At 63.3% G+C, this 24,423-nt stretch carries 21 protein-coding genes; 3 read left to right on the top strand and 18 right to left on the bottom strand.

Annotated features, from left to right (window positions below; genetic code table 11):
* Positions 1 to 41: 41 nt before the first annotated feature.
* From MQW23_RS00325 to MQW23_RS00310, 4 genes are all read right to left on the bottom strand, one after another.
* Positions 42 to 803 carry a lysophospholipid acyltransferase family protein gene (locus MQW23_RS00325; protein WP_252105829.1) on the bottom strand — a complete coding sequence of 254 codons (762 nt, stop codon included), beginning with the start codon at positions 801 to 803 and terminating at the stop codon, positions 42 to 44.
* Complete coding sequence (locus tag MQW23_RS00320) at positions 800 to 1,711, bottom strand: sugar nucleotide-binding protein (protein WP_252105828.1); 912 nt, start codon at positions 1,709 to 1,711, stop codon at positions 800 to 802. Before MQW23_RS00320 ends, MQW23_RS00325 begins: the two co-directional genes overlap by 4 nt.
* A gap of 55 nt (positions 1,712 to 1,766) precedes the next feature.
* Complete coding sequence (locus tag MQW23_RS00315; RefSeq protein WP_252105827.1) at positions 1,767 to 2,384, bottom strand: single-stranded DNA-binding protein; 618 nt, start codon at positions 2,382 to 2,384, stop codon at positions 1,767 to 1,769.
* A 157-nt stretch (positions 2,385 to 2,541) separates the two neighbouring features.
* The gene (locus MQW23_RS00310; protein WP_252105826.1) at positions 2,542 to 3,921 is read right to left on the bottom strand and encodes an MFS transporter; all 1,380 of its coding nucleotides are present in this window, start codon (positions 3,919 to 3,921) and stop codon (positions 2,542 to 2,544) included.
* 231 nt (positions 3,922 to 4,152) lie between these two features.
* Here MQW23_RS00310 and uvrA point away from each other — a divergent pair, with 231 nt between their 5' ends.
* From uvrA to MQW23_RS00295, 3 genes are all read left to right on the top strand, one after another.
* Positions 4,153 to 6,984 carry an excinuclease ABC subunit UvrA gene (uvrA, locus tag MQW23_RS00305; protein ID WP_252105825.1) on the top strand — a complete coding sequence of 944 codons (2,832 nt, stop codon included), beginning with the start codon at positions 4,153 to 4,155 and terminating at the stop codon, positions 6,982 to 6,984.
* A gap of 127 nt (positions 6,985 to 7,111) precedes the next feature.
* Positions 7,112 to 7,855 carry a Crp/Fnr family transcriptional regulator gene (locus MQW23_RS00300; RefSeq protein WP_252105824.1) on the top strand — a complete coding sequence of 248 codons (744 nt, stop codon included), beginning with the start codon at positions 7,112 to 7,114 and terminating at the stop codon, positions 7,853 to 7,855.
* 41 nt (positions 7,856 to 7,896) lie between these two features.
* On the top strand, positions 7,897 to 8,445 hold the full coding sequence (locus MQW23_RS00295; RefSeq protein ID WP_252105823.1) for a hypothetical protein: 549 nt from the start codon (positions 7,897 to 7,899) through the stop codon (positions 8,443 to 8,445).
* Here the strand turns inward: MQW23_RS00295 and MQW23_RS00290 are convergent.
* The 14 genes from MQW23_RS00290 to MQW23_RS00225 form a co-directional block, all read right to left on the bottom strand.
* Entirely contained in the window at positions 8,442 to 9,104 is a 663-nt protein-coding gene (locus MQW23_RS00290) for an OmpA/MotB family protein (protein WP_252105822.1), read from the bottom strand. The genes MQW23_RS00295 and MQW23_RS00290 overlap by 4 nt on opposite strands.
* 4 nt (positions 9,105 to 9,108) lie before the next feature.
* The gene (locus tag MQW23_RS00285) at positions 9,109 to 9,924 is read right to left on the bottom strand and encodes a motility protein A (RefSeq protein WP_252105821.1); all 816 of its coding nucleotides are present in this window, start codon (positions 9,922 to 9,924) and stop codon (positions 9,109 to 9,111) included.
* 40 nt (positions 9,925 to 9,964) lie between these two features.
* Positions 9,965 to 10,663, bottom strand: coding sequence for an RNA polymerase sigma factor FliA (locus tag MQW23_RS00280; RefSeq protein ID WP_252105820.1), 699 nt, complete (start codon positions 10,661 to 10,663; stop codon positions 9,965 to 9,967).
* Positions 10,664 to 10,688: 25 nt separating this feature from the next.
* Positions 10,689 to 11,093 (bottom strand): flagellar protein FlhE, encoded by a 405-nt coding sequence (locus tag MQW23_RS00275; RefSeq protein ID WP_252105819.1) that lies wholly within the window; start codon positions 11,091 to 11,093, stop codon positions 10,689 to 10,691.
* A gap of 37 nt (positions 11,094 to 11,130) precedes the next feature.
* The gene (locus MQW23_RS00270) at positions 11,131 to 11,682 is read right to left on the bottom strand and encodes a hypothetical protein (protein WP_252105818.1); all 552 of its coding nucleotides are present in this window, start codon (positions 11,680 to 11,682) and stop codon (positions 11,131 to 11,133) included.
* Positions 11,679 to 13,919: a flagellar biosynthesis GTPase FlhF gene (gene flhF / locus MQW23_RS00265; RefSeq protein ID WP_252105817.1), complete on the bottom strand. Its 2,241-nt coding sequence runs from the start codon at positions 13,917 to 13,919 to the stop codon at positions 11,679 to 11,681. Before flhF ends, MQW23_RS00270 begins: the two co-directional genes overlap by 4 nt.
* 40 nt (positions 13,920 to 13,959) lie before the next feature.
* Positions 13,960 to 16,044 (bottom strand): flagellar biosynthesis protein FlhA, encoded by a 2,085-nt coding sequence (gene flhA / locus MQW23_RS00260; protein ID WP_252105816.1) that lies wholly within the window; start codon positions 16,042 to 16,044, stop codon positions 13,960 to 13,962.
* Entirely contained in the window at positions 16,041 to 17,207 is a 1,167-nt protein-coding gene (gene flhB / locus MQW23_RS00255) for a flagellar biosynthesis protein FlhB (RefSeq protein ID WP_252105815.1), read from the bottom strand. Before flhB ends, flhA begins: the two co-directional genes overlap by 4 nt.
* A gap of 115 nt (positions 17,208 to 17,322) precedes the next feature.
* Complete coding sequence (cheZ, locus tag MQW23_RS00250; RefSeq protein ID WP_252105814.1) at positions 17,323 to 18,015, bottom strand: protein phosphatase CheZ; 693 nt, start codon at positions 18,013 to 18,015, stop codon at positions 17,323 to 17,325.
* 39 nt (positions 18,016 to 18,054) lie between these two features.
* On the bottom strand, positions 18,055 to 18,444 hold the full coding sequence (gene cheY, locus MQW23_RS00245; protein ID WP_252105813.1) for a chemotaxis response regulator CheY: 390 nt from the start codon (positions 18,442 to 18,444) through the stop codon (positions 18,055 to 18,057).
* 57 nt (positions 18,445 to 18,501) lie between these two features.
* Positions 18,502 to 20,202, bottom strand: coding sequence for a methyl-accepting chemotaxis protein (locus MQW23_RS00240; protein ID WP_252105812.1), 1,701 nt, complete (start codon positions 20,200 to 20,202; stop codon positions 18,502 to 18,504).
* 30 nt (positions 20,203 to 20,232) lie between these two features.
* Positions 20,233 to 21,291, bottom strand: coding sequence for a protein-glutamate methylesterase/protein-glutamine glutaminase (locus tag MQW23_RS00235; protein ID WP_252105811.1), 1,059 nt, complete (start codon positions 21,289 to 21,291; stop codon positions 20,233 to 20,235).
* 63 nt (positions 21,292 to 21,354) lie between these two features.
* Positions 21,355 to 22,227 carry a CheR family methyltransferase gene (locus MQW23_RS00230; protein WP_252105810.1) on the bottom strand — a complete coding sequence of 291 codons (873 nt, stop codon included), beginning with the start codon at positions 22,225 to 22,227 and terminating at the stop codon, positions 21,355 to 21,357.
* Positions 22,224 to 24,386: a methyl-accepting chemotaxis protein gene (locus MQW23_RS00225; RefSeq protein ID WP_252105809.1), complete on the bottom strand. Its 2,163-nt coding sequence runs from the start codon at positions 24,384 to 24,386 to the stop codon at positions 22,224 to 22,226. The genes MQW23_RS00230 and MQW23_RS00225 overlap by 4 nt, the downstream gene beginning before the upstream one ends.
* Positions 24,387 to 24,423: the final 37 nt, after the last annotated feature.

Genomic DNA, 24,423 nt, shown 5'->3' with positions numbered 1-24,423 from the left:
CCCTCGCGACGGGCTATCCGACGCGCCCCCATCGCCGGCGTTTACCGAGCCCGAGGCGCGACGCTCATGGCCACGGGTTCGCCGCGGGGCACGTCAGAAATTTCCTCGAGGGTGGACTCGATCCAGCGCTCCACCTCGACGAGCACCTCGTCCGGGGTGCGGCCAGCGGTTTCGATCGGCTCGCCGATGCGTACCCGCAGCTCGCCGGGCTGTTTGACCCAGTGGCGCCCGGGCCAGCGCTCGCCGGCGTTGTGCGCCACCGGCAGCACCGGCACGCCGGCCCGGCACGCCACCACCGTGCCGCTTTTGTTGTAGCGCTTGCGCCGCCCCGGGTCGACCCGGGTACCCTCGGGGAAGATCAATACCGACAGCCCGCCCTGCAGCCGCGCCACGCCTTGGGTCAGCACCTGCTTCATCGCCCGCGCGGGTTTGGAGCGGTCGAGCCCGATCGGGCGTAACAGGCGCAGCGCCCAGCCAAATATCGGGATACGCAAAAGCTCCTGCTTGAGCACGGTGCAGACCGGCGGCTTCATCACCTGCAGAAACACGGTTTCCCATTCGCTCTGGTGGTTGGCCTGAATGACGCAGGGCCCGTCGGGAATATGTTCGCGCCCTTGGATGTCATAGCGCACATCGCACACAAACTGAAACCAGAAGATGACGAAGTAGTTGTACAGATTGAGCAGCCGGTAGCGCCAGGAAAGCGGCAGAAACGGGGTGAGCGGTAAAAACAGCACGCCGCAGGCGAGCATCACCGTAAAGTAGCCCAGATAAAAGACCAGGCTGCGCAACACGTTGGTCAAGCCGACTCTCCTTGTTCGGGGCCTTGTTCAGCGCCCTGCTCCGGGCGGCTCTGGTCGCGGGTCAGACACCAGGCGTCCAGCATTCGACCGACTTCCAGCCGCCAGGGCTTTTGATGAACGCCGAACACGTCCAGCACCCGGCGGCAGTTGAGCACACGTCTAAGCTTGGCGTCGTGGTGATGATTCAGCGCCGTGACCTCGCCCAGCGCCACCGCCTCGCCGCGCCCTTCCAGGTGCGTGACGAGCTGCGTGCGCACCATCGAGGTAAAGGTGAACGCGCTGACCGGCTCGATCCCCGCTAGGTGGTACGCCCCCCAGGCCTCGGCGCCGCAGCCCTGCTGAGCGAGCATGCCGATTAGCGCCATGGCGACGGAGTCCGCCGAGGTCGGGCAGCAAATCACGTCTTCGGCGGCGCGCACGCTTTGGCCCGCCACCAGTCTATCGATGATGTCGCCAAGCCAGGCGTGGCTGCCGTCGAGCGCGAACAGCGGCCCCAGCCGCACGATCAAATGACGGTGATACTCGGCGCGAATCCGATTGCCGGTAGCGACCAGCCGCCGCAGGCTTTCGTCCCGCGGCGCGGGCACCACGTGCTCGTCGATCGGAATCTCGAAGCCCTCGTCGTAGAGCTGATCCGAGACGCACCAGACCAGCGCCACGCCGTGCGCCTTGCACGCCTCCATACACGCATCGACCGCATCGGCGTAGGCCTTCACATCGGCCGGTGGCATGGTGTGAGGCTCGGCCAGCGGCGGAATGATCACCGCATGGGGCGCAATCGCCCCCAGCTCCTGGGCGTCCACGCCCATGCCCTGCTCGATGACCAGCTCGGTATCCGCCCGGCGGCTGGCCTCACGGGCCAGCGCCAGGCTCAAGCAGTGCCCGGCATCCAGTATCAAAAGCTTCAAGGCAGACGCTCTCCTCTCTCACTGCGCCAAACGCGGATCATCCGATCGCCGGGGTTCAGAACGGGATTTCGTCGTCGAAATCGTCGAAGTTACCCGGGTCCGGCGCGCCGAAACGGCCATTTTGATCGTTCGGCGCGCTTTGACCGCGGTTGGGGGCGCCCTGCCCGCCCTGCTGGGGAGCACTCTGCTGACCGCCGCCATACTGATTGCCTTGGGGCGGCGCGCTCTGATGGCTGGGCTGGTTGTTGGGCTGATTGCCGGGATAGCTCTGGCCACCCTGCGGGGCGCTATTTTGATAGTTCTGCTGCGGCGCACCGCCGCCTTGGAAATCGCCGCCGCGGCTATCGAGCATCTGCATGTCGTTGGCCACGATCTCGGTGCTGTAGCGGTCCTGGCCGTTCTGGTCCTGCCACTTGCGAGTTTGCAGACGCCCTTCGACGTACACCTTGGAGCCTTTTTTCAGGTACTGCTGAGCGATCTCGGCGGTCTTATTGAACAGCACGATGCGGTGCCATTCGGTGCGCTCCTGGCGCTGGCCGCTTTGACGGTCGGTCCAGGTGTCCGAGGTCGCCAGATTCAGGTTCGCCACCGCCGTGCCTGACGGCGTAAAACGTACTTCCGGGTCTTGGCCCAGGTTACCGATCAAAATGACTTTGTTAATCCCGCGCGCCATGGCTCGCTCCTATCTGATAAGTCTGTGCTGGTAAGTCCGTACTGGTAAATCGCTTCTCGTATCCGTCGACCGCCCGTCGGCGATCGCGCGTTGTACTCGCAGGCGTTAAGGGTATCACCAATCCCGCCGCGACGATGTCACTGTTTGTGCGTGCCGATCAGGGTTTGTCCGTGGGAATCAGCTTGTCCAGCGCCCCGCGATCGAGCGCCTTGCGGTTGACCTTGAGATACATCAATCGCTCCTCCGGCACCACCATCACGTCCTCTACGCCGACCACATCGGCGAGGCGCTGCATCAAAAGCTCCAGCGTGTCCGGATGGGTGTCGCCCAGCGCCACCACTTCGCTTGAAAGCGGCGGCGGCGAGGGCAGGCGCCACATGAACAGCCACCAGCCAAGCGCCAGCACCGCGCAGCCCACGAACACCGCGTCCAGACCAAAGGCGCTGGAGAGCGCCCCGCCCAGGGTGCCGCCCAGAAAGGCGCCGAGAAACTGGCTGGTGGAGTACACGCCCATGGCGGTGCCCTTGGCGCCGGCCGGGGCGAGCTTGCTTAGCATCGACGGCAGCGTTGCCTCGAGCAAATTGAAGCCGGTGAAATAGACGAAGAGCCCGGCGAACAGCGCATGGCCGTGGGAGACCGGCAGCGCAAGCGCCACCAGGCTCAGCCCGATCGCGCCGATCGCCACCAGGCACACCGCTTTGATCTGCTGGCGCTTCTCGGCCAGGATCATCAGCGGCACCATGGCCACGAACGATAGCGCCATGATCGACAGGTACGCCAGCCCGTGGTACTCGATGGCCACACCCGCCTCGACGAGGCGAAACGGGATCGCGACGAATATCGCCATCAGGATCAGGTGCAGCGAGAAGATCGACGCGTTCAAGCGCCACAAATCCCACCGGGTCGCCACGCTCTTGAACTGGGCGCGGTCCATGCCCACGTCCTTGTGGCGCAGTCGGCGCGGCGCCGGCGGCACCCAGCGCCATAGCACGAATAGCCCGAGCAGCGTCAGCGCCGCCGTGACCCAGAATACCCCGGCAAGCCCGGCCTGGCTTGCAAGCCAGGGGCCGAGCACCATGGCGATGGCAAACGACACCCCGATCGATAGCCCGATCGTGGCCATGGCGGCGGTGCGCACCTGCTCGCGGGTTTGATCCGCCAACAGCGCCATGATCGCCGCCGCCACGGCGCCGGCACCCTGCAGCGCCCGGCCGGCGATGATGCCACCGATGGAGTCGGCGCTGGCCGCCACCATACTGCCGAGCGCAAAGATCAAAAGCCCGAGGGCGATGATGCGCTTGCGCCCGAAGCGGTCCGACAGCAGCCCGAAAGGGATTTGCAGCGTGGCCTGGGTGAGCCCGTAGACCCCCAGCGCCACGCCGACCAGAAACGGCGTGGCGCCGGACAGCGTGTCGGCATAGAGCGCCAGCACCGGCAGCACCATGAAAAGCCCGAGCATGCGGGACGCATAGAGCCCGGCCAGCCCACTGATTGCGCGGCGCTCGGAAGCCAGCAGCAGTGTGGAGAGGTTGCGCATAGTGCCCTTTGAAGTAGTACCAGGTGAACGAGGCGTGCCCGGCGAGGCGCCTTGAAAACGCGCGCCTTCGAGACGACCGGCGGCGAAATGCCGGTTTGGAAAAGCCCTCCATTCTAGCGCTTCGCGTCGGCGCTGGAAACGCTCGCCTTGCGACAAACCACCTCCCCCGCTTTGCCGTAATGGGCCAGGCAAACGTATAATTACGCTTTTGCCACGCGATTCGAGGTGTTGATGGACAGCATTCTGGTCAGAGGTGCACGCACTCACAACCTCAAGCAGATCGATGTGGAGCTGCCGCGCGACAAGCTGATCGTGATTACCGGCCTTTCCGGTTCGGGAAAATCCTCGCTTGCATTCGATACGCTGTACGCCGAAGGGCAGCGCCGCTACGTGGAGTCGCTCTCTACCTACGCGCGCCAGTTTCTTTCCATGATGGAAAAGCCCGATGTCGACCACATTGAGGGGCTCTCCCCGGCCATTTCCATCGAGCAGAAGTCGACCTCTCACAACCCGCGCTCCACCGTCGGCACGATCACCGAGATCTACGACTATCTGCGCCTGCTGTTCGCCCGCGCCGGCACGCCGCGCTGCCCGGAGCACGGCGAAGACCTGGAAGCGCAGACCATCTCGCAGATGGTCGACCAGGTGATGAACCTGGAGGAAGGCACCAAACTGATGCTGCTCGCCCCGGTGGTGAAGGGCCGCAAGGGCGAGCATCTGCAGCTTCTGGCCGAGCTTCGCGCCCAGGGTTTCGTGCGCGTGCAGATCGACGGCCAGATTCTCGAGCTCGACGACATCGCCCCGCTCGACAAGCGTAAAAAGCACGACATCAGCGTGGTCGTGGACCGCTTCAAGGTGCGCGATGATATCGCCCAGCGTCTGGCAGAGTCCTTCGAGACCGCGCTGAACCTGGCCGACGGCACGGCGATGATCCACTTTATGGACGGCGACCGGGAAGACCTGGCGTTCTCCTCGCGCTTCGCCTGCCCGGTGTGCGGCTACTCGCTCTCCGAGCTCGAGCCACGCATGTTCTCCTTCAACAACCCCGCCGGCGCCTGCCCCACCTGCGACGGTCTCGGCATTCAGCAGTACTTCGACCCGGAGAAGCTGATCAGCCACGACGAGCTCTCCTTGGCCGAAGGCGTGATCAAGGGCTGGGACCGGCGCAATATCTACTATTTCACCCAGCTTCAGGCGCTGGCTAGCCACTTCGATTTCGCCCTCGAAACGCCCTGGAATGAACTCTCCAAACACCAGCGCGACGTCATTCTCAACGGCAGCGGAAGCGAACCGGTGCCGTTTAGCTACGTCAGCGACCGCGGCCGCAAGGTGACCCGCGAGCACGCGTTCGAAGGCGTGTTGCCCAACATGCAGCGCCGCTACCGCGAAACCGAATCGAACATGGTGCGCGACGACTTGGCCAAGTACATCGCCATGAAGCCCTGCACCTCGTGTAACGGCACGCGCCTGCGTAAGGAGTCGCGCCACGTGTTCGTCGACGATCGCAATATCGCCGATATCGTGCGCACGCCAATCGGCGAGGCCTGGGACTACTTTGCCAAGCTGGCGCTGCCCGGGCGCAAGGGCGAGATCGCCGACAAGATCGTCAACGAAATCCACTCGCGCCTGGAGTTTCTAGTCAATGTCGGGCTCGACTACCTCAATCTGGAGCGCAGCGCCGATACGCTCTCCGGCGGCGAGGCCCAGCGTATCCGTTTGGCGAGCCAGATCGGTGCCGGGCTGGTCGGGGTGATGTACATTCTCGACGAGCCCTCGATCGGCCTGCACCAGCGCGACAACGATCGGCTTTTGAAAACGCTGGAGCGGCTGCGCGACCTGGGCAATACCGTGATCGTCGTCGAGCACGACGAGGATGCGATCCGCGCCGCCGACCACGTGCTCGATATCGGCCCCGGCGCCGGTGTTCACGGCGGCGAAATCGTCGCCCAGGGCACGCCCCAGGACATCATGGACAACCCGGACTCCCTGACTGGGCAGTACCTGTGCGGCACCCGCGAAATCGCCGTGCCGCCGTACCGCATTCCCGGCAACCCGGAGAAGGAACTGGTGGTGCGCGGAGCGACGGGCAATAACCTGCAAAACGTCACGCTCAAACTGCCGCTGGGGCTGTTCATCGCCATCACTGGCGTGTCCGGCTCAGGCAAGTCGACGCTGATCAACGGCACCCTGATGCCGATTGCCGCCCGCGACCTGAACCGCGCCTCGACGCTGACGCCGGCGCCTTACGCCGCCATCGAAGGGCTCGACCAGCTCGACAAGGTCATCGATATCGACCAGAGCCCGATCGGGCGTACGCCGCGCTCGAACCCGGCGACCTACACCGGCATTTTCACCCCAATTCGCGAGCTGTTCGCCGGCACCCAGGAGGCGCGCTCGCGCGGCTATAAGCCCGGCCGATTCAGCTTCAACGTCAAGGGCGGGCGCTGCGAGGCGTGCCAGGGCGAGGGCATGATCAAGGTGGAGATGCACTTTCTGCCGGACATCTACGTGCCCTGCGACGTCTGCAAGGGCAAGCGCTACAACCGCGAAACCCTGGACATCCACTACAAGGGCAAGAACATCCACGACGTGCTGGAAATGACCGTCGAAGAGGGCCTCGAGTTCTTCAGCCCGGTGCCGGCCATCGCGCGGCGCCTGCAGACGCTTTTGGACGTCGGGCTTTCCTACATTCGCCTGGGCCAGAGCGCGACCACGCTCTCCGGCGGCGAGGCGCAGCGGGTCAAACTCGCCCGGGAGCTTGCCAAGCGCGACACCGGCCAGACGCTCTACATTCTGGACGAGCCGACCACGGGCCTGCATTTCGAGGATATCCGCCAGCTTCTGACGGTGCTCCACCGCCTGCGCGATCACGGCAACACGATCGTGGTGATCGAGCACAACCTCGACGTAATCAAGACCGCGGACTGGATCGTCGATTTGGGCCCGGAAGGCGGCTCGGGCGGCGGGCGGATCATCGCCGAGGGCACCCCGGAGCAGCTGGTGAAGCAAAAAGGCTCCCACACCGGGCAATTTTTGGCGCCGCTATTGCAAAAAAAGAAGTGAAAAAATAAAAAAACGATAAGGCAATAGAAGGCAAGCCGCCGTATCGTCCCTTTTTGGCCGTCACCGCTAACTCTGAGAGGCGGTGGCGCGCCCCGGGCACGCGAATCAAGAGAAGGAGACACCGAGCATGAGTCAGGAAAAGAGCTGTATTGTTCGCCACTTCAACCATTATTACTCGTTGTCGAAAGACGAAGAGCAGCTGCTTGATTCGCTCGAAGAGAGCCCGATCGATCAAAAGGCGGGGTCGCTTCTATGGGAGATGAAGGACCCCGCCCAGGAGTTTTGTACGCTGCGAAGCGGCTGGGCCTACTCCTACCGCCATTTGGAAAACGGCGACCGTCACATCATGGAGGTCTACCTGCCCGGCGACATCATCGGCCTGCGCGAATTCGCCTTCTCCCAGCGGCTGGAAAACGTGCGCTTCATCACCGATAGCGTCGTATGCCGCTTCCCGCACAGGCGCATGATCGATTTGTTCAGCGCGTCGCTGCCGCTGACCTCGGTCATGTTCGCCATCAGCAGCCGCCAGCAGTCGCTTCTGACCGAGCGGCTGGTGAACCTGGCCCGGCGCACCGCGCGCCAGAAAATGGCTCACTTCATCCACGAGATGTACGTGCGACTGAGCCAGACCAACCCGGATTTGACCGGGCAGTTTCGCCTGCCGCTCTCCCAAGAGCAGCTCGCCGACGTGCTGGGACTGAGCCCGGTGCACGTCAGCCGCACCTTCACCGCGCTTAGCGAGGCGGGGCTCATTTATCGCGACCGCCATCACATTAACATTCCGGATTTGGCGGCGCTGGCCGCCGAAGGCGAGTTCGACGACTGCTACTTAAGCGACAACGTGCGGCCGCTGCTCGGCCAGACGGAGTAATGCGTATCCTTTCTCGACATCCATACTCGGCGTACCGTCCCATGAAGCCTCACACTTTTGCTGCGGCCGCGCTCGGCACCGCCGGGCTCTTAACGCTTGCCACCGCCGCCCAAGCGGCACGCTACCCGGTCAGCGACGAAACGGCCTTCGGCGCCTGGTACGCCGCAACTACCACCGATGCCGGCCAGCGCCACTTTCGCGCGCTGGAGGCCGAAAGCTATTCGGACGCCATTTTGAGCGTGAACGCCACCGAAGGTGTGTGCCATCTGCCCTGGCTCGAACTGCGCGTGACTTTGGATGAGGCGCAGCCCGAGAGCCGCGCGGTGAACCTGGTCCCGGCGCGGCTGCGCGTCGACCAGACGCCGATCATGGAAACCATGGCGGAGTTCATCGTCGAACAGGGGGATGACGGTTTCTACAGCCACTTCTACCTTGGCGAGCTCGACGCGCTGCTGGCGCGCATGAATGAAGGCGAGCAGCTCTTCATCGGCTTCGAGCAGGGCGATGCCGCGCCCTGGACCATGACGTTTGATCTCGACGGCGCCGGGCAGGCCATTCAGGCAATGCAGCGGCGCTGCGCCGGGGCTTAAAGCGTCAGCGCCGCCGATTCCGGGGCGAGAGTTCGCAGCACGAACTCGACGCGGCGGTTGGCGGCGCGGCCCTCGAGCGTGTCGTTTTCTGCAAGCGGGCGCGTGTCGGCGTAGCCCACGGCGCGCAGGCGCTGTCGTGCCACGCCCTCCTGCTCGAGATGGCGCACCACCGCGATCGCCCGCCCGGTCGAGAGCTCCCAGTTGGAGGCGAACGCCGCGGTCGAAATCGGCACGTTATCGGTGTGCCCTTCAACCGACACCTCGCCCTCGAAGGTGTCGATCACCTCGCTCAATCGCTCGAGCACGCCTTCGCCCTGGGCGGTCAGCTCGGCAGCGCCGCTGTCGAACAGCAGACTGTCGTCGATGCGCAGGGTCACGCCTTCGCGCCCCTGGCTTACGCTCACGCCCTGGATGTCGAGCGCCGCCATTGCCGGCGACAAGCCGCTATCGCGCGGCAGAAGGCCGGAGGAGAGCGGTGTGAGCCCGTGGCCTTCGTCCGTCGCCTCGCCGCCACTGCCCGCCGGCGTCAGCGCCAGCAGCAGCACAAACAGCGTGATTAGAAGTGTCAGCACATCGAGGTAGCTGGTCAGCCACCCCTCCTCACCGTCATCGCCGGTGAAGGGCGATTCCAGCGCGTGACGGGCGTCGCGATTCAGCATGACGCTACCCTTTCGCCGCGACGCCGCTGCCCGGGCGCGGCTTCACGTGCGGGTCGTTGATCTCGTCGTGATAGTTGGCCACGAACGAGTTCAGCGTCTCCTCGATGAACGACGGCAGCCGGCGCTTGGTGATCAGCGAAATGCCTTCGAGCACCATATTCATGGTGATCAAACGCTCCTCGGTGCGCCGCTCGAGCTTCACCGCCACCGGCTTGAACACTAGGTTGGCCAGCAGGATGCCGTAGAAGGTGGTCAAGAGCGCCACCGCCATGCGCGGGCCGATCACCTCGAGATCCCCCGCATCCATCACTTCGAGCATGTTGACCAGCCCGACGAGCGTGCCGATCATGCCAAACGCCGGGGCGTAGGTCGCCATGGTGCGAAAGATCTGCGCCTCGGCGTGCTCGCGCGCCTTGAGCCTGGCGATGCGCCAGCGCAGCATGTCAAAGATCTCGTCCTCCTTAGTATTGGCGATGACGAGCTGAATACCGGTACGCAAAAACGGGTTACGGGTGTGTTCGAGCTCGCGCTCCACCGCGCGCACGTCGCCCTTGAACCAGAGCCTGGCCATGGAGACCAGCTCGTCGATGTCGTCGCGCACATAGGTATTCTCGCGGCGAAACACCAGCCCCACCAGACGGACCACGCGCACCACCTCCTTGAGCGGATAGCTGATGAACGTGGCCGCCAGCGTGCCGGTGATGACAATGGCAAGCCCGGGCAGGTTGATGAAGCTTTCCGGGGACTCCGCGGTAAAGAACAGCACGCTCACCAGCAAGAGAATGCTGGCGCCTATTCCGATCAGGGTAGAGGGGTTCATCGACGGCTCCTCGCCGGTTGGTTGTAAGGGTGAAAGTGTCTCAGTCTGGCTCGTGCAGGCGCGCCCGCAAGCGGCTAATGGCCTGACTGTGTAGCTGCGACACGCGCGACTCGGTGACGCCCAGCACGGCGCCCACCTCCTTGAGGTTGAGCTCTTCCTGGTAGTAGAGCGCCATCAACAGCTTTTCGCGCTCCGGCAGCGCTTCGATTGCGGCGATCAGGGTTTCGCGCTGCTGGCCGTCCAGAAGCTCCTCGAAAGGCGCGTTCAGCGACTCCTGAACCGGCTCGCCGCCCTCCTCCAGAAGCTCCTCGAAGGGCAGCAGGTGGCCGCTGTTGGTGTCTGCGAGAAGCTGCTGGTACTCGTCGATCGGGATGTCCAGATCGCGGGCGATCTCGCTCTCTTCCGGGGCGCGGCCAAGGCTTTGCTCCAGCCGGCGCACGGACTCGTCCATGGCCCGGGCGGAGCGGCGCACGCTGCGCGGCAGCCAGTCCCGGGTGCGCAGCTCGTCGACCATTGCGCCGCGAATTCGTTGGCTGGCGAAGGTGGCGAAGCTCGCCCCCTGGGCGGCATCAAAACGCCCGAGCGCCTCCAGTAGCCCCACCATGCCGGCCTGGATCAGATCGTCGAGCTCGATGCTGGCCGGCAAACGAACTTGCAACGCCAGCGCCTGGCGACGCACCAGCGGCATGTGCTGGTTGACCATCTCGCTGTGTTGGATTCTTCCCTTTGCTGTATACATCGGCGTGCCCCTGGCTAATCGCTGGTCACTGATAGTTCACAATCACTTGAAGCCCTTTCACCCTCACCGGCGGCTGACCGCGCCCCAAGGCGAAACGAAACGCGAGCGGCGCGCCGGCGCCGAGCCCGGCAAGGCCGGTGGCGCTGCCGCGCTGGCCGTCGAGGGCGACGCAACGCTCCGGGTGGCAAAGCCAGGCGAGAATATCGGCCCCGGGCGGCGCTTCAAAGCGCCAGTTGACGCGCTCGATGCGCCCCTGATGAATCTCGGGGCTGGGCGGCGGCGCGAGCGCCTGGCTGACGCTTGCCCGGTCGCTCATGGCGACCATCAGCCCGGTCGCGTCGATGCTCCAACTGCCTCCCCCCGCCAGAGCCGACAGCGAAATCCCGCCGGCGACCACCCCACTCAGTGCTGCGAGAATGACGTTTCTCATTAGCATAACCTAACTATAGTGGCTCAATCAGTATGGCCTACCTGGCTAAAAGCAGCAGTTCGATTCCCAAATACGTCGCCGCCGCGGCGTGCAGGTTCTCGAGCAGCCCGGCGCGGGGCAGGTTTGGCTCGTGCAGCGCCAACAGTCGCTTGGGCCCCTGATGCTCACTGACCAGCCGCAGCGTGCGGTACATGGCGGCGAACGCCTCGGCGTCGCTTCGCACCCACAGCGCCCAGCGTGAGTAGCGCGCGCAGAGCGCCTGGAGCGGCGCATCGGCGTCCACCGGCACGACCTCCCAGCTCTCTGACGTCGCTGCCCAGCGCCGGCCGAGCCGCGCCCACTCGTCGAGGCGCGCGATCACCGGCTCGCGCTGCTTCGATCCAAGCCCGACGACGACGAGTGGGATTTTGGCGACATGCGCGTTGGCGACGTGCGCGTCCGCGACGGGCGCATCAACAGCGTGCGCGTCATCCTCGTGCGCTTCCAACGTATGCACTTGCTGCGCGTTGTCGTCTTGCGAGCCTACCGACTGGCCGGTGCGCAAATTCGCCCACTGGCGCAGCCCTGCGGCCTGGTCCTGGCCGCTCATGCAAAGGCCTCACGGCTGACGCTGCCAAACTGGCGGATCGCGTCGCGGGTCATCAGAAGGTGCATCAGCGCGTCCGCCAGCGCGCTATCGCGGCGCTTACGCGGGCTACCCAGAAGGCGCAGCAAATCCTGCTGCAACGCTTTGGCCTCTTCGTCGTCGGCGCTGTCCAGGTGAGCGGCTACGCACGCCACGCCGCTGGCCATCAAGAGCCGTAACTCGGCGCTGACCTCGCCGCCGTCCGACTCCTTGAGCGCGCGCCAAACGCGCTTGGTCAGCGCGATCGTGCCTTCACCTTGCAGCTGGGTGATCAAAAGTGACAGCGCCTCGCTCCCCAGCCGCGCCGGCGTGAGCCAGTAGCGTTTGGCGACCCGCCGGGAGGTTTCCGGGTCGCGCAGCTCGCCGCTCCAGGCGAGCAGCGTCCGGCCCGCGGCGTCGGTGACCTCGGCGTGGGCGCTGTAGAGCGCGAGCGACTGGCCGCGAAAGCGCACGGGCACGTGGTGGCCCGGGGTCGCCTCGTCGAACAGTGCGGTCATGGCGTAGCGCTCGCCTTGCCAGTATACCCGCTGACTGGCGCTGACCCGGCTGACCCAGGTCAAGCACTCGGCTTCCAGCGCGTCCAGCGTGTCGCCCTCAACCAAAGTGGGCAGCAGATGCACCGCTGCCTGGCGCTGCGCGTCGATGCGCGCCTTCCATCCGGCGCTCTGGCGGTGCTGCAAAAGCGTCAGCGCGCAGAGGCGGCCGTCAGCATCGAGATTCAGATCCGGCATCGACCACTCCATGCCGCGCTCGGCACGCCGCGGCGACCACACCACCCCCAGCGCGCGCTGCTCCTGGCTGCGGTCGGCAAGCGCCGCCAAACGCTGGTCATGGAGTACGCCGGGCAGCGCGGCGATATCCCAGCTCGCTTCCAGCAGCGAAAAGCCGGCCACGCGCTCACGAAGGCTCGCCATCAGCAGGCTAAGGCGCCGCCCCTGGCCCAGCACCTCCCGCGACCAGCGCGGCGCCAGCGCCTCGCTCGACCAGGCCGGGCGGGCGGGCTCGCTTGCGTGCGCGTCGGTCATGGCGTGGGTCAGCGCCTGATCCACCAGCGCCGTTGGATCGGCAAGTTGCATGTCCTCCGGCACGCGCTGGCCGTTGGAGCAGAACAGCACGCGCAGGCCAAAGCGCATGACGATATCCAGAAGCGGCGCCAGCCGGCCCGCCTCGTCCTGTTTGGTAATGATGCAGTCGTCGAGCTCCGCGCCCGCCGCTCGTGCCGCCTGGCGGTAGCGCAGCACCACCTCTTCCAGGGTTTCCGGCTGGCTGGCGGCGTTAAGCACCAGCACCAGGCGCACCTTCGAGCCGCCGCCCTGAAGCTGGTCGATCTGGGTGATGACGCGCTGGTCGCGCTGGCTCATGCCGACGGTGTCGATAATCACCCACTGCTTGCCGCCAAGGCGCCCGAGCAGGTCGTCGATCGGCTGTTCGTGGTCGAGGGCGTACATGGGCGTGTCGAGCAGGCGGGCGTAGATACGCAGCTGCTCGTGGGCGCCGATACGAAAGCTGTCGGTGGTGACCAGCGCCACCGGCCGAGTGCCGTGGCGCATGACGAAGCGCGCGGCGAGCTTGGCGGTGGTGGTGGTCTTACCCACGCCGGTCGGGCCGACCAGCGCCACGATGCCGGTCTGGTCGAAAAACGCCTCTTCGCTTTTTTGCACCTTGAGCCGCGCGATGAGCTGGCGATGCAGCCACTCGAGGACTCGTTCGTCCTGGGGCGACAGCGCGCTGAGGGAGTCGGGCAGCGCCGCGCTGACTTCTTCGCAAAGCTCGTTGCCAAAGCCTACCCGGGCGAGCAGGGTGTTGAGCGTTTGCGCGGTCGACGGCGCCGGCGCGCTCGCCACGTGGGTGCGGGCGAGCAGCGCGCGCATGTCCTGCATTTCCTGCAAAAGACGCTCGCTGACCGCTTCGAAAGGCTGGCTCGCGCTTGCCGGCGCGGCGGGAGGCGACGCCTCGAGCGCCGCGGCAACGCGCGCGTAGGGGCGGTCGACGTCGGCGGGGGTTTCCTTATATGGCTCGATGGCCGGTTGAGGCGCCGTCGGTACGGCGTGATCCAGCGCGGCGTCCTCGGCCATGGCCAGAATTTCCACGCCGGTATCCGTGCGCCGGTTGGCGACGATCAGCGCCTCGTCGCCCAGCGCCGCGCGTACCTGGCGCATGACATCGCGGCTGTTGGCACCGATAAAGCGTCTTACGCTCATGGGTCTCCCCCTTCGTTAGTCAAAGCGCGCCCGTCTCGTCTCATCGCGCCCCGCCTACCAGCGTGGTGATTCTCAGCGTGCGGTCGTCGGGAATTTCGGCCTGGGACATGACCACCAGGTGGCGTAACCGACGGCGCAAAAAGCGCGCAACGATCGGACGCAGCGAGTGCTGAACCACCAGCACCGGCGGCTCGCCGCTGGCTTCCTGGCGCTCCAGCGCCTGCTGGGTCTGGTTCATCAGCGTATCGGCAAGCCCCGGTTCCATGGCGCCGTTGCCGTTCATGGCCTGTATCAAGACCTGCTCGAGCTGGGCGTCCAGGCCGATCACATGAAGCGCCTCCTGGCCTGCGAACCACTGCTGGGTAATCGAACGGCCCAGGCTAATGCGCACCTGGGCGGTCAGCTCGCCCACGTCCTTCTGCTGGCCGGCGACGTCGGCCAGGGTATCCAGAATCGTACGCATGTCGCGAATCGAGACGTCCTCTTCGAGCAGGTTCTGCAGGATGCGCTGGAGCGCGGTGAGCGAGATCGCCTTGGGCACGACCTCCTCGACCAGGGATTTCTGCTCGTCGCCGAGCTTGTCGAGCAGCTTCTGCACCTCCTGACGGCCGAGCATTTCCGGCGAGTGGCGGTGTAAAAGATGGTTCAAGTGCGTGGCGATCACGGTGCTGGCGTCGACCACCGTATAGCCGAATACCTGGGCGTGTTCGCGCTGGCTGGCATCGATCCACACCGCCGGCAGGCCAAAGGCCGGATCCTCGGTAGGGGTGCCGGCGAGCTCGCCAGAGACTTGGCCTGGGTTGATCGCCAGCCACTTGCCCGGCTGCGCCTCGGCGCGGCCGATCTCGGCGCCCTTAAGCGACAGCACATAGGCATTCGACGAAAGCTCGAGGTTGTCGCGAATGTGCACCACCGGCGGCAGAAAACCGACCTCCTGGGCAAACTTCTTGCGCACGCTCTTGATGCGCGCCAAAAGCTCGCCCTTCTGGCGCGAGTCGACCAGCGGAATCAAGCGGTGACCAACCTCGAGACCCAGAGTATCGACCAACTGCACGTCCTCCCAGCTCGCCTCCGGGGTTTCCTGCACCGACACCGGCACATCAACCATGTCTTCGCGCACCAGCACCTTTTCCTGGTGACGCTTGAGATACCAGGCGAGCCCGCCGAGCAGCGCGGTGAAGATCAAGAACACCAGGTTAGGCATACCCGGCACCATGCCCAGAAGCCCCATCACCGCGGCGGCGAGAATCATCACCTGTGGATTGACGAAGAGCTGACTGAGCATCTGCTGGCCCACGTCCTGCTCGGTGTTGACCCGCGAGACCGTCACACCGGCGGCAGTGGAGATCACCAGTGCTGGAATCTGTGCGACCAAACCGTCGCCGATGGTCAAAAGCGTATAGGTACGCCCGGCGTCGGCGAAGCCCATGCCGTGCTGCATCATGCCGATGACCAGCCCGCCGATGATGTTGACTACCATGATGACCAGCCCCGCCATGGCGTCGCCGCGCACGAATTTACTGGCACCATCCATGGAACCGTAGAAGTCGGCTTCCTGGGCGACTTCAGCGCGACGCTTCTTGGCGTCCTCCTCGCCGATCAAACCCGCGTTCAGGTCGGCATCGATCGCCATCTGTTTGCCGGGCATGGCGTCCAGGGTGAAGCGCGCGCCAACCTCGGCGATACGCCCAGCACCCTTGGTGATAACCATGAAGTTGATGATGACCAGAATCAGAAATACTACCAGGCCCACGGCGAAGTTGCCGCCGACCAAAAACGTGCCGAAGGCTTCGATCACCTTGCCTGCCGAGGCGCCGCCCTGATGGCCCTCCATCAACACCACGCGGGTCGAGGCGACATTCAGCGATAGCCGAAGCAGCGTGGTGAACAAAAGCACCGCTGGAAACGCGGCGAAGTCGAGCGGCTTTTCGGCAAACATGCTCACCAACAGCACCATGATGGCCAGCGCAATGTTGAAGGTGAACAACAGATCCAGCGCGAAAGGCGGCAGCGGCACGATCATCATGCCAAGGATCATGAGGATCAGCAGCGGGCCGGCCAACAGCTTGATCGGCACATCGCCAAAGGGATTGCGTCGACTGATCAACTGGCTAAAAGCCTTCATGAACGTGCCTCAAAAGCACCGGGACCGCAGGCGGGATAGGTCATCTCGTCGGGAACCGGTAAGTTATCGGGGGTCGGCGGCGTTTCGCCACCGTCTTGCGCTACGCTCTTCAAGCGGTACGCCCAGGCCATGACCTCGGCCACGGCGGTGTAAAGTTCCGCCGGCACTTCGGCGTCGAGGTCGACGTGGTGATAGAGCGCCCGTGCCAGCGGCGCTGCCTCCAGCCTTGGCACGTTAGCCTCCTGGGCGATATCGCGAATACGCGCGGCTACCGCGTCGGCGCCCTTGGCCACCACACGCGGCGCGCCCATCTGCCCTTCCTGATAGGAGAGCGCAACGGCGTAGTGCGTGGGGTTAGTGATGATAACGTCGGCCTCGGGCACCTTGCTCATCATGCGCCCGCGCGCCATGGCCTGCTGCTGCTGACGAATGCGCCCTTTAACGTGCGGGTCGCCCTCGGACTCCTTGTGCTCGCGCTTGACCTCTTCCTGGCTCATGCGCAGCTTCTTGGCATTGCTCCAAAGCTGAAAAGGCACGTCGATCAGAATCACCACCACTAGCGATGCAATCGCCAGCGCCGCCGCCAACGCTGCCAGGTTCAGAGCACTCGCCAAGGCTTGCTGCACCGGCTGATCGGCTAAACCCAAAAGTCGGTCGATGTTGAAATAGATAAAGGCGCTGGCGATGCCGCCGACCAGAGTCGATTTGGCGATTGCCTTGGCAAGCTCGATCAGCGCCTGGCTCGAGAAGATGCGTTTGACGCCCGAAATCGGGTTGAGCTTGGAGAACTTGGGCTGCATCGACTTGGCTGAGACCAGCCAGCCGCCCAGCAGCGCCGGCGCCACCAGCGCCACGGCGCCGAGAAGCACGAACAGTGGGATCATCGCGATCAGCGTGCGCTCGCCGAGATCGAGCGCGTTGGTCAGCATAGGCATTGGGTCGAAGGCCTGATGGCGGTCGAACAAAAACGCCCGCTCCATTACCATGCCGAGCTGGTCGTAGAGCATCTGCCCCATGCCCCAAAGCCCGATGACACCGGCCATCAGCAGTAGAAAAGTCGTGAGCTCGCGCGAGCGGGGAACCTGCCCCTCTTCACGGGCTTTTTCCTTTCGCCTGGGCGTGGCCTCTTCGGTTTTTTCCTGATCGCTATCGTTGTCTGCCATGAGTCATCCGGCTCATCCTGGACGGCGCACCAAAAGTCAGCCGCCCCGAAGGACGGCTGAGTAAGGTGCCTAGTGTGCCAGATGAGACGTTTAACAATGTCTCAATAACAAGGTATTAAAAGCCTAATTCGTCCAATAAGTCGTCCACCTGATCCTGGTCTGTCACGATATCCGGCGCGTTATCCTTGATCTGCGGACCGTTTAGCAGATCTTCCTTGCGCCGTACGCTCTCGCTTTCCCACTGATCCTGGGCCTTGCGCTGCATGCTTTCGCGCGCCTCTGCGCCGGGAACGCTATCGATCAGTACCTGGACAAGCTGGTGCTCGATTTCGCGGATCACATCCATCATCTTCTTGATGACCTGACCGGTCAGATCCTGGAAATCCTGGGCCATCATGATATCCAGAAGCTCCTTGTTGGTAGCCGCGGTCATCGCGGGCACCTCACTCAAGTAGCCGCGGGTCTGTTTGACCAGTTCCTTCGCCTCATCGAGCTCTTTGGGCTCTTCGAACCAGGCGGCCCAGCGTTTGTCGAGCGCCTCCGCCCGTTCCGAGAGCTCGTCCTGCAAGGGCTGCGCGCGGTCGATGGCGTTGAGTGCGCGGTCGGCGGCCTGCTCGGTCATGGTGGCAACGTAGTGCAGCCGGTCACGGGCGTCGGGAATGGCCACCGCCGCTCTCTCGATCTCCTTGTCCAAACCGAGCTCGCGCATGTTGTCTCGCAGCATGCGGGTCAGCTTACCAATCCGGAGAATCAAATCATCGGCGTCTTCGGGCAGCGCTTTGTCGCCTGCCTGCTCATTCTGACTCATGGTGCTCTCCTCGTGAGCCAAGCGCGAAGCCCGGTCACTTTATTTGCCCATCTTTTCAAAGATTTTGTTAAGTTTTTCCTCGAGGGTCGCAGCGGTGAACGGCTTGACGACATAGCCGTTGGCACCGGCTTGAGCAGCAGCGATGATATTTTCCTTTTTCGCTTCGGCGGTCACCATCAATACCGGCAATTCCTTGAGCGCCGCATCCTGGCGAATTTCCTTGAGCATCTCGAGTCCGTCCAGATTCGGCATATTCCAGTCAGAGACGACGAACTCAAAGCTACCCGCGCGCAGCTTGTTGAGGGCGTCCTGACCGTCCTCAGCTTCATCGACATTGGTAAAGCCCAGCTCTTTCAACAAACTCCGCACGATGCGACGCATGGTCGGAAAATCGTCCACGACCAGAAAGCTCATGTTCTTATCGGCCATTGCTCGTTCTCTCTCTATAGGGGGCATTGGCCCCCGACCAGTGTCGGGGGCGTTAAATTAAAAGGATTCCCACTCTTCGACTTGGCTTACACGCGCTCGCGCGGTCTCGGGTCGTTGAGCGATTTGCTGGACGGGCTGAGGTGCTGCGGCCGGCTTGGGGCGCGCACTGGCGGTGGAAGCCGATGCGTAGCCGCGCCCGCCGTCCAGCACCTTGAATACCGCGACCGCCTCTTCGAGGCGGCTGGCCTGCTCCTCGAGCGAGGCCGCTGCGGCGGCGGCCTGCTGCACCAGCGCCGCGTTTTGCTGGGTGACTTCGTCCATCTGGCCAACCGCCTGGCTGACCTGCTCGATACCGTCGCTCTGCTCCTGAGAGGCGGCAGAAATTTCGTCCATGATGTCCGCGACCCGGCGCACCGCGCTGACGACGTCGGTCATGGTGGAGCCTGCCTGCTCGACCAGGGTCGAGCCTTCGCTGATCTGTTTGACGGAGCTGTCGATCAGCGTCTTGATCTCCTTGGCGGCGTCGGCACTGCGGCTCGCCAGATTGCGCACTTCACCGGCGACCACGGCGAAGCCGCGGCCCTGCTCACCGGCCCGCGCCGCTTCGACCGACGCGTTTAGCGCCAGAATGTTGGTTTGAAAGGCGATCGAGTCGATCACGCTGGTGATGTCCGCCACCTTTTGCGAGCTTTGCGAAATGCCGTGCATGGTTTGAACCACCTGCTCGACGACCTGACCACCCTGCTCCGCCGTAGTGGACGCTTCACCGGCCAGGGTGCTGGCCTGGCGCGCGTTGTCCGCGTTCTGCTTCACGGTGGCGGTCATCTCTTCCATGCTCGCCGCGGTCTCCTCGATGGAGGCCGCCTGCTGCTCGGTGCGCGAGGAGAGCTCGGTGTTACCCTGGCTAATTTCCCGGGTGCCGTGGTGGATCTCGCTACTACCGCCGCGTACGCGTTCGACCAGTCCGGTCAGGTTTTGCTGCATGATGCCCATGGCCGCGAACAGACGACCGATTTCATTGTTGCTCGAGGGCGGCAGTGGCTCGGTAAGATCCGCTTCGGCGATCTTGTTGAGCCGGCGCACCGCATCGTTGAGCGGCGCCGTAACGATCCGGCGCAGCCCCAGATATACAGCCAATGCAACTAGAATCGTAACGACCAAGGCCCCCACGTAAAGCATATTGAAAAAAGAGCGTTGCGATTGAAGATCTTCCTGAATGCCATCCACCCGGCTAAATCCATAGCGTGTGAACGCTGTGACACTCTCCGCCATCTCCAAAAGTGCACTTTTCATGTCACTACGTAGCTGATCGAACGCCACCGTATCCCGGTCCTCAAGACTCTCCAGCTGCTGTCTGATGAGTGGCATGATCTGCTGGTAGTCTTCAATCATCGGGATAGCCAGCACTTCGCCTTGGGGGGTGCGCGGAGTCGCGATGAAGTGTTCAAAACGCTCCTCGGCTCGTTCGATGCGATCCGCTGCTAACGTAATCGATTCTTCGGCCAAATTGCTGCGGCCCACCATGATATAACTGGCAGCACGCTCCATTTCTACCAGCGCCTGATTGAGCAAAGAATCGCCACGGTTAAGCTCATTGAGCTGATCGCGACTGATACGGTTAAGCGTATTGACGTTATTTTCGGTGGACCGATCCGTCATGATGTTGAGCGCAATCAGCGCCAGGATCAAAACGATGAAGCTCACCAATGCCGCTAAGACCGCTGTGTGGATACTGACGTTACGAGCGAACCGTCCCATTGCGTGATCCCTATAAGTAGCTACGTTGATTTAAACGCGTTGCGCGCGGCCCGATGCAGCGACCAGCGCCATCAAACGCTCAGGAATGTCATCCAGCGCCAGCACTTCGGTGGCGCCGCCTACGGCAATCGCTTCGCGGGGCATACCGAACACCACGCAGCTCTGCTCGTTTTGGGCGATCGTTGGCGCGCCGGCTTGGCGCATCTTCAAAAGCCCCGTCGCTCCGTCCTTACCCATGCCGGTCAGAATGACGCCAATGGCGTTCTTGCCGGCATACTTCGAGGCGGAATCAAACAGTACGTCGACCGAGGGGCGGTGCCGGTTGACCGGTTCACCCTCGTGCAGGCGCACGACGTAGTTGGCGCCACTGCGGGCCAGTTCCAAATGCTGGCCGCCGGGGGCGATATAGGCGTGCCCTGGGAGCACGCGCTCACCTTCAGAGGCCTCCTTTACTGTGATACGGCACAGCCGGTTCAGGCGCTCGGCAAACGACTTGGTAAAGCCGCCGGGCATGTGCTGGGTGATCATGATAGCCGGCGTGTTAGCGGGCAGCGGCTCGAGCACGGCGCGAATCGCTTCGGTGCCGCCGGTCGATGCGCCGATGATGATCAGTTTTTCGCTGGTGATCATCGGCGCGCTAAGCGCCGCCGGCGCCGACGTGGTCTTGCGCGCCTGACGCGGGCGAGAGCGCGCGGCGGCGCGGATTTTTTCGGCGATTTCGTTGGCGTAGTCCATCATGCCGCTGCGCACCCCGATGCTCGGCTTGGCAACGAAATCCAGCGCGCCGAGCTCCAGCGCACGCAGGGTGATCTCCGAGCCGCTTTGGGTCAGCGACGACACCATCAGCACCGGCATCGGGCGCAGGCGCATTAGCCGGTCGAGAAAATCGAGCCCGTCCATGCGCGGCATTTCAACATCGAGGGTCAGCACGTCCGGGTTGTGCTGCTTGATCAAATCACGAGCCACTAGCGGGTCCGGGGCGGTGGCGACCACTTGCATATCCGGCTGCTCGTTGATGATCGTGGTGAGCAGATCACGAATCAGCGCCGAGTCGTCGACGCACAGCACTTTGATTTTGGCAGTACTCAAGGTCCGCCTCCTGTTAGTGAATTCATCGCTACACGCCTTTCAAGCAGAGCCACGGCGCGGCGCTCACCGTACGGCCTTGGTGTAGACCGTTTGGCCACGCAGCTTGAAGGCGTCGCTGATGTAGGAAAAATTCTCCGAGTGGCCGGCAAACAGCAAACCATCGCTTTTCATTACCGGGGCGAAGCGCGATAAAATTTTGGACTGCGTTTCTTTATCGAAATAAATCATTATGTTGCGGCAAAATATGGCATCAAAGGGGCCCTTCACCGACCAGGACGGCGCCAGCAAATTGAGCGACTGAAACTCCACCAGCGCCGCCACTTCCGGGCGCACCCGGGCAAGGCCCTCGTGATTGCCCGTTCCCTTCTGGAAAAAACGCTTCACACGCGCTTCGTCGAGCTTGCGCACCTGCTCCTGGGGGTAGATACCCGCTCGCGCCTTCGCCAGCGCGTCGGTGTCGATATCCGTGGCGATCACCTTTGCGTTCGACACGCGCGAGCCGAGCACCTCCAGAAGCGTCATGGCGATCGAGTAAGGCTCCTCACCGGTGGACGCCGCCGCGCACCAGATAGTGATAGAGCCGGTGCGGTCCTTCAGGTGCTGGGCCAGCAGCGGAAAATGGTGCGCCTCGCGAAAGAACGCGGTCAGGTTGGTGGTGAGCGAATTGGTGAACGCTTCCCACTCGCTCGCGTCCGGCTGGCGCTCGAGCCGCGTCAAATAGTCGGTAAAGCGCGTTAGGCCGTGGTGGCGTAATCGCCGCGCCAGGCGGCTATAAACCATCTCCCGCTTATGTTCGGCCAGCACGATACCGGCCCGCTGATAGATCAGCTCCCTAACGCGCAAGAAGTCGGCGTCCGTGAGAATCAGATCACGCTCGACTTGACTGCCCGTTGTCCAGGTGCTTTTTTCTCCCGACTCAACGCGTGATTCGTTCAAAATTCCTGCCACTCCTCTGCAACCGCGATCTGCCGTTTAGCGGGGCTGGCAGCCGGCGGTAGGGAAGATGACTTCCCGGTGGAAAGCGTCGGCGAAGGCATTTTATAAGTCGCGCTCGCGTGGGCTTGTTGGGTTTGCCGCTGCAGTCGAAACGCTTCGACCGACATCGACAGAAGGCTTGCCTGGTGCTCCAGCGCAAGGGCGGCCTGCGCCGTTTGCTGCACACGCACGGCGTTTTGCTGCGTGGCCTGATCCATTTCGGTCACCGACTGGTTGACCTCACTAATGCCGCTGCTCTGCTCTTCTGATGCCGACGAAATCTGGTGCATGATGTCGGTTACGCTGCGAGCAGCGTCGACCACCTCGCTGATCGCCCCCTCGGCCTGCTCGACCAGCGTGGCGCCGGTGGTGACATCCTGATGCGAGCTGTCGATCAAACCGCGAATTTCCTGAGCGGCGGCGGCGGAGCGACCGGCAAGATTTCTCACCTCTTCTGCCACCACAGCGAAACCGCGACCGTGTTCGCCAGCCCGCGCCGCCTCGACGGAGGCATTCAGCGCCAGAATATTGGTCTGAAACGCGATGCCGTCGATGACATCGATAATATCGGTCATCTTTTGTGAACTTTGTGTAATGCGCTGCATGTTGCTAACAAGCTCGGTCATCAGGTCGCCGGTTTGACTAACCCGCTCAGCATTGTTATCGGCCAAACGGCGCGCTTTTTGAGCGTTATCGCTATTTTGACGTACCGTCGCGGTCATCTGCTCCATGCTGGAGGCGGTTTGAGCAAGCGACGCCGCCTGCTGCTCGGTACGCGCCGAAAGCTCTTCGTTGCCGCTGGCGATATTGCGCGCCGCCGGTGTGACCACTTCAATCCCGTCCTTGACGTCACCGATGATGCTGCCAAGGCTCTTGCGCATGGTGTTCAGCGAACCCAGCAGGTGGCCGATCTCATCGCGACGCGTCGAGGGCGCGCGGGCCGCGAGATTGCCGCCAGCGATTTGCAGGGTGAAGCGCGAGGCGTCGTTGAGCGGCCTGATGATCGAACGCAGAATCATCACGCCCAGCAGAATCAGTGCGAGCAGCCCAACCACCATGACGACGGCCTGAGTGGCCAGCATGCTCACTTGGGCCTGTTCTCCTTCCGCGGCCATCGCCTCGGCGGCGCGCTGCTCCTGGCCGATCAGCTCGTTCACCATCAGCGACAGCGCCCGCCCTTCTTCGTTGATTTGCGTGGTGATATCGCCCAGCTGGGTAAACACGTCCAGCGCATCGTCGGACTGCAGTACCCTAACGGCGCTCGCCACGCCGCCGTCGACAAACGTTTGCAACTGCGCATCGAACTCGGCCGCAAGCCCGATCGCGTTCGCCTCTCGATCGAAAAAGGCCTGCCAGGTCGCACTGATCTCCTCAGCTCGCTGAGCGATCTCATCCCCGATGTCGAAGCGACGATCGACCAGCTCCATCCGGTTAGACTGGACCAGCGACTGGCGCGTCAGCGCGATACCTTGATCGATCTGCTGCAAACGGATGACGTCACGCAATCCGTTCTCATGAAGCTGCGTCAACCGATCACCAGCAGCGTTGATACCGAAAAGCCCGAGTCCGCCGCTAAGCAGCAAAAGCGTACTGCCAATTACGATCATGCCGACGAGTTTCGCCCGGATGGTTGCCAAGCGGAGGCGTTTTAGCCGCTGCAGCGCGCCGCGCCGGCGAATACGACCCTTGTCGAGATAAATCGCCTTGCCACGCCCGGCGCTCACCTCAGCGTAAACGTGTTGGGCGTGATCGATCGCCTTGCGGCTCGCCTGTACACGCACGGAGGTGTAACCCACAACGTCATCATTTTCGATAATCGGGGTGACGCTGGCTTCGACCCAGTAGTGATCGCCGTTTTTGCAGCGATTTTTGACCAGCCCACGCCAGGTCTTTTGCGCCCTGGCGGTCTGCCACAAATCCTTGAACGCCGCCGGCGGCATATCCGGGTGGCGAATAATGTTGTGCGGCGCCCCGATCAATTCATCGCGCGTATAGCCGCTGATCTCGACAAACGCCGGATTGGCATAAGTGATGTTGCCTTCAAGGTCCGTTCGCGAGACCAGAAAATCGTCGCTTCCCAGTTCGACTTCGCGCTGCGTGACGGGCTGATTATTGCGCATGCTCTACCTTGTTCTTTTTTTGAAAATGATCCCGATA

The organism is Halomonas sp. S3-1-1, from assembly GCF_023757625.1.
GTDB lineage: Bacteria > Pseudomonadota > Gammaproteobacteria > Pseudomonadales > Halomonadaceae > Vreelandella.
Note: the sequence above shows the minus strand (reverse complement) of the source record. Positions and strands in the feature narration are given on the sequence as shown.

Bases quoted from the DNA above. Each gene is read 5' to 3' on its own strand.
- MQW23_RS00315 (WP_252105827.1), bottom strand. From the start codon at position 2,384: ATGGCGCGCGGGATTAACAAAGTCATTTTGATCGGTAACCTGGGCCAA.
- MQW23_RS00310 (WP_252105826.1), bottom strand. From the start codon at position 3,921: ATGCGCAACCTCTCCACACTGCTGCTGGCTTCCGAGCGCCGCGCAATC.
- uvrA (WP_252105825.1), top strand. From the start codon at position 4,153: ATGGACAGCATTCTGGTCAGAGGTGCACGCACTCACAACCTCAAGCAG.
- MQW23_RS00300 (WP_252105824.1), top strand. From the start codon at position 7,112: ATGAGTCAGGAAAAGAGCTGTATTGTTCGCCACTTCAACCATTATTAC.
- MQW23_RS00295 (WP_252105823.1), top strand. From the start codon at position 7,897: ATGAAGCCTCACACTTTTGCTGCGGCCGCGCTCGGCACCGCCGGGCTC.
- MQW23_RS00290 (WP_252105822.1), bottom strand. From the start codon at position 9,104: ATGCTGAATCGCGACGCCCGTCACGCGCTGGAATCGCCCTTCACCGGC.
- MQW23_RS00285 (WP_252105821.1), bottom strand. From the start codon at position 9,924: ATGAACCCCTCTACCCTGATCGGAATAGGCGCCAGCATTCTCTTGCTG.
- MQW23_RS00280 (WP_252105820.1), bottom strand. From the start codon at position 10,663: ATGTATACAGCAAAGGGAAGAATCCAACACAGCGAGATGGTCAACCAG.
- MQW23_RS00275 (WP_252105819.1), bottom strand. From the start codon at position 11,093: ATGAGAAACGTCATTCTCGCAGCACTGAGTGGGGTGGTCGCCGGCGGG.
- MQW23_RS00270 (WP_252105818.1), bottom strand. From the start codon at position 11,682: ATGAGCGGCCAGGACCAGGCCGCAGGGCTGCGCCAGTGGGCGAATTTG.
- flhF (WP_252105817.1), bottom strand. From the start codon at position 13,919: ATGAGCGTAAGACGCTTTATCGGTGCCAACAGCCGCGATGTCATGCGC.
- flhA (WP_252105816.1), bottom strand. From the start codon at position 16,044: ATGAAGGCTTTTAGCCAGTTGATCAGTCGACGCAATCCCTTTGGCGAT.
- flhB (WP_252105815.1), bottom strand. From the start codon at position 17,207: ATGGCAGACAACGATAGCGATCAGGAAAAAACCGAAGAGGCCACGCCC.
- cheZ (WP_252105814.1), bottom strand. From the start codon at position 18,015: ATGAGTCAGAATGAGCAGGCAGGCGACAAAGCGCTGCCCGAAGACGCC.
- cheY (WP_252105813.1), bottom strand. From the start codon at position 18,444: ATGGCCGATAAGAACATGAGCTTTCTGGTCGTGGACGATTTTCCGACC.
- MQW23_RS00240 (WP_252105812.1), bottom strand. From the start codon at position 20,202: ATGGGACGGTTCGCTCGTAACGTCAGTATCCACACAGCGGTCTTAGCG.
- MQW23_RS00225 (WP_252105809.1), bottom strand. From the start codon at position 24,386: ATGCGCAATAATCAGCCCGTCACGCAGCGCGAAGTCGAACTGGGAAGC.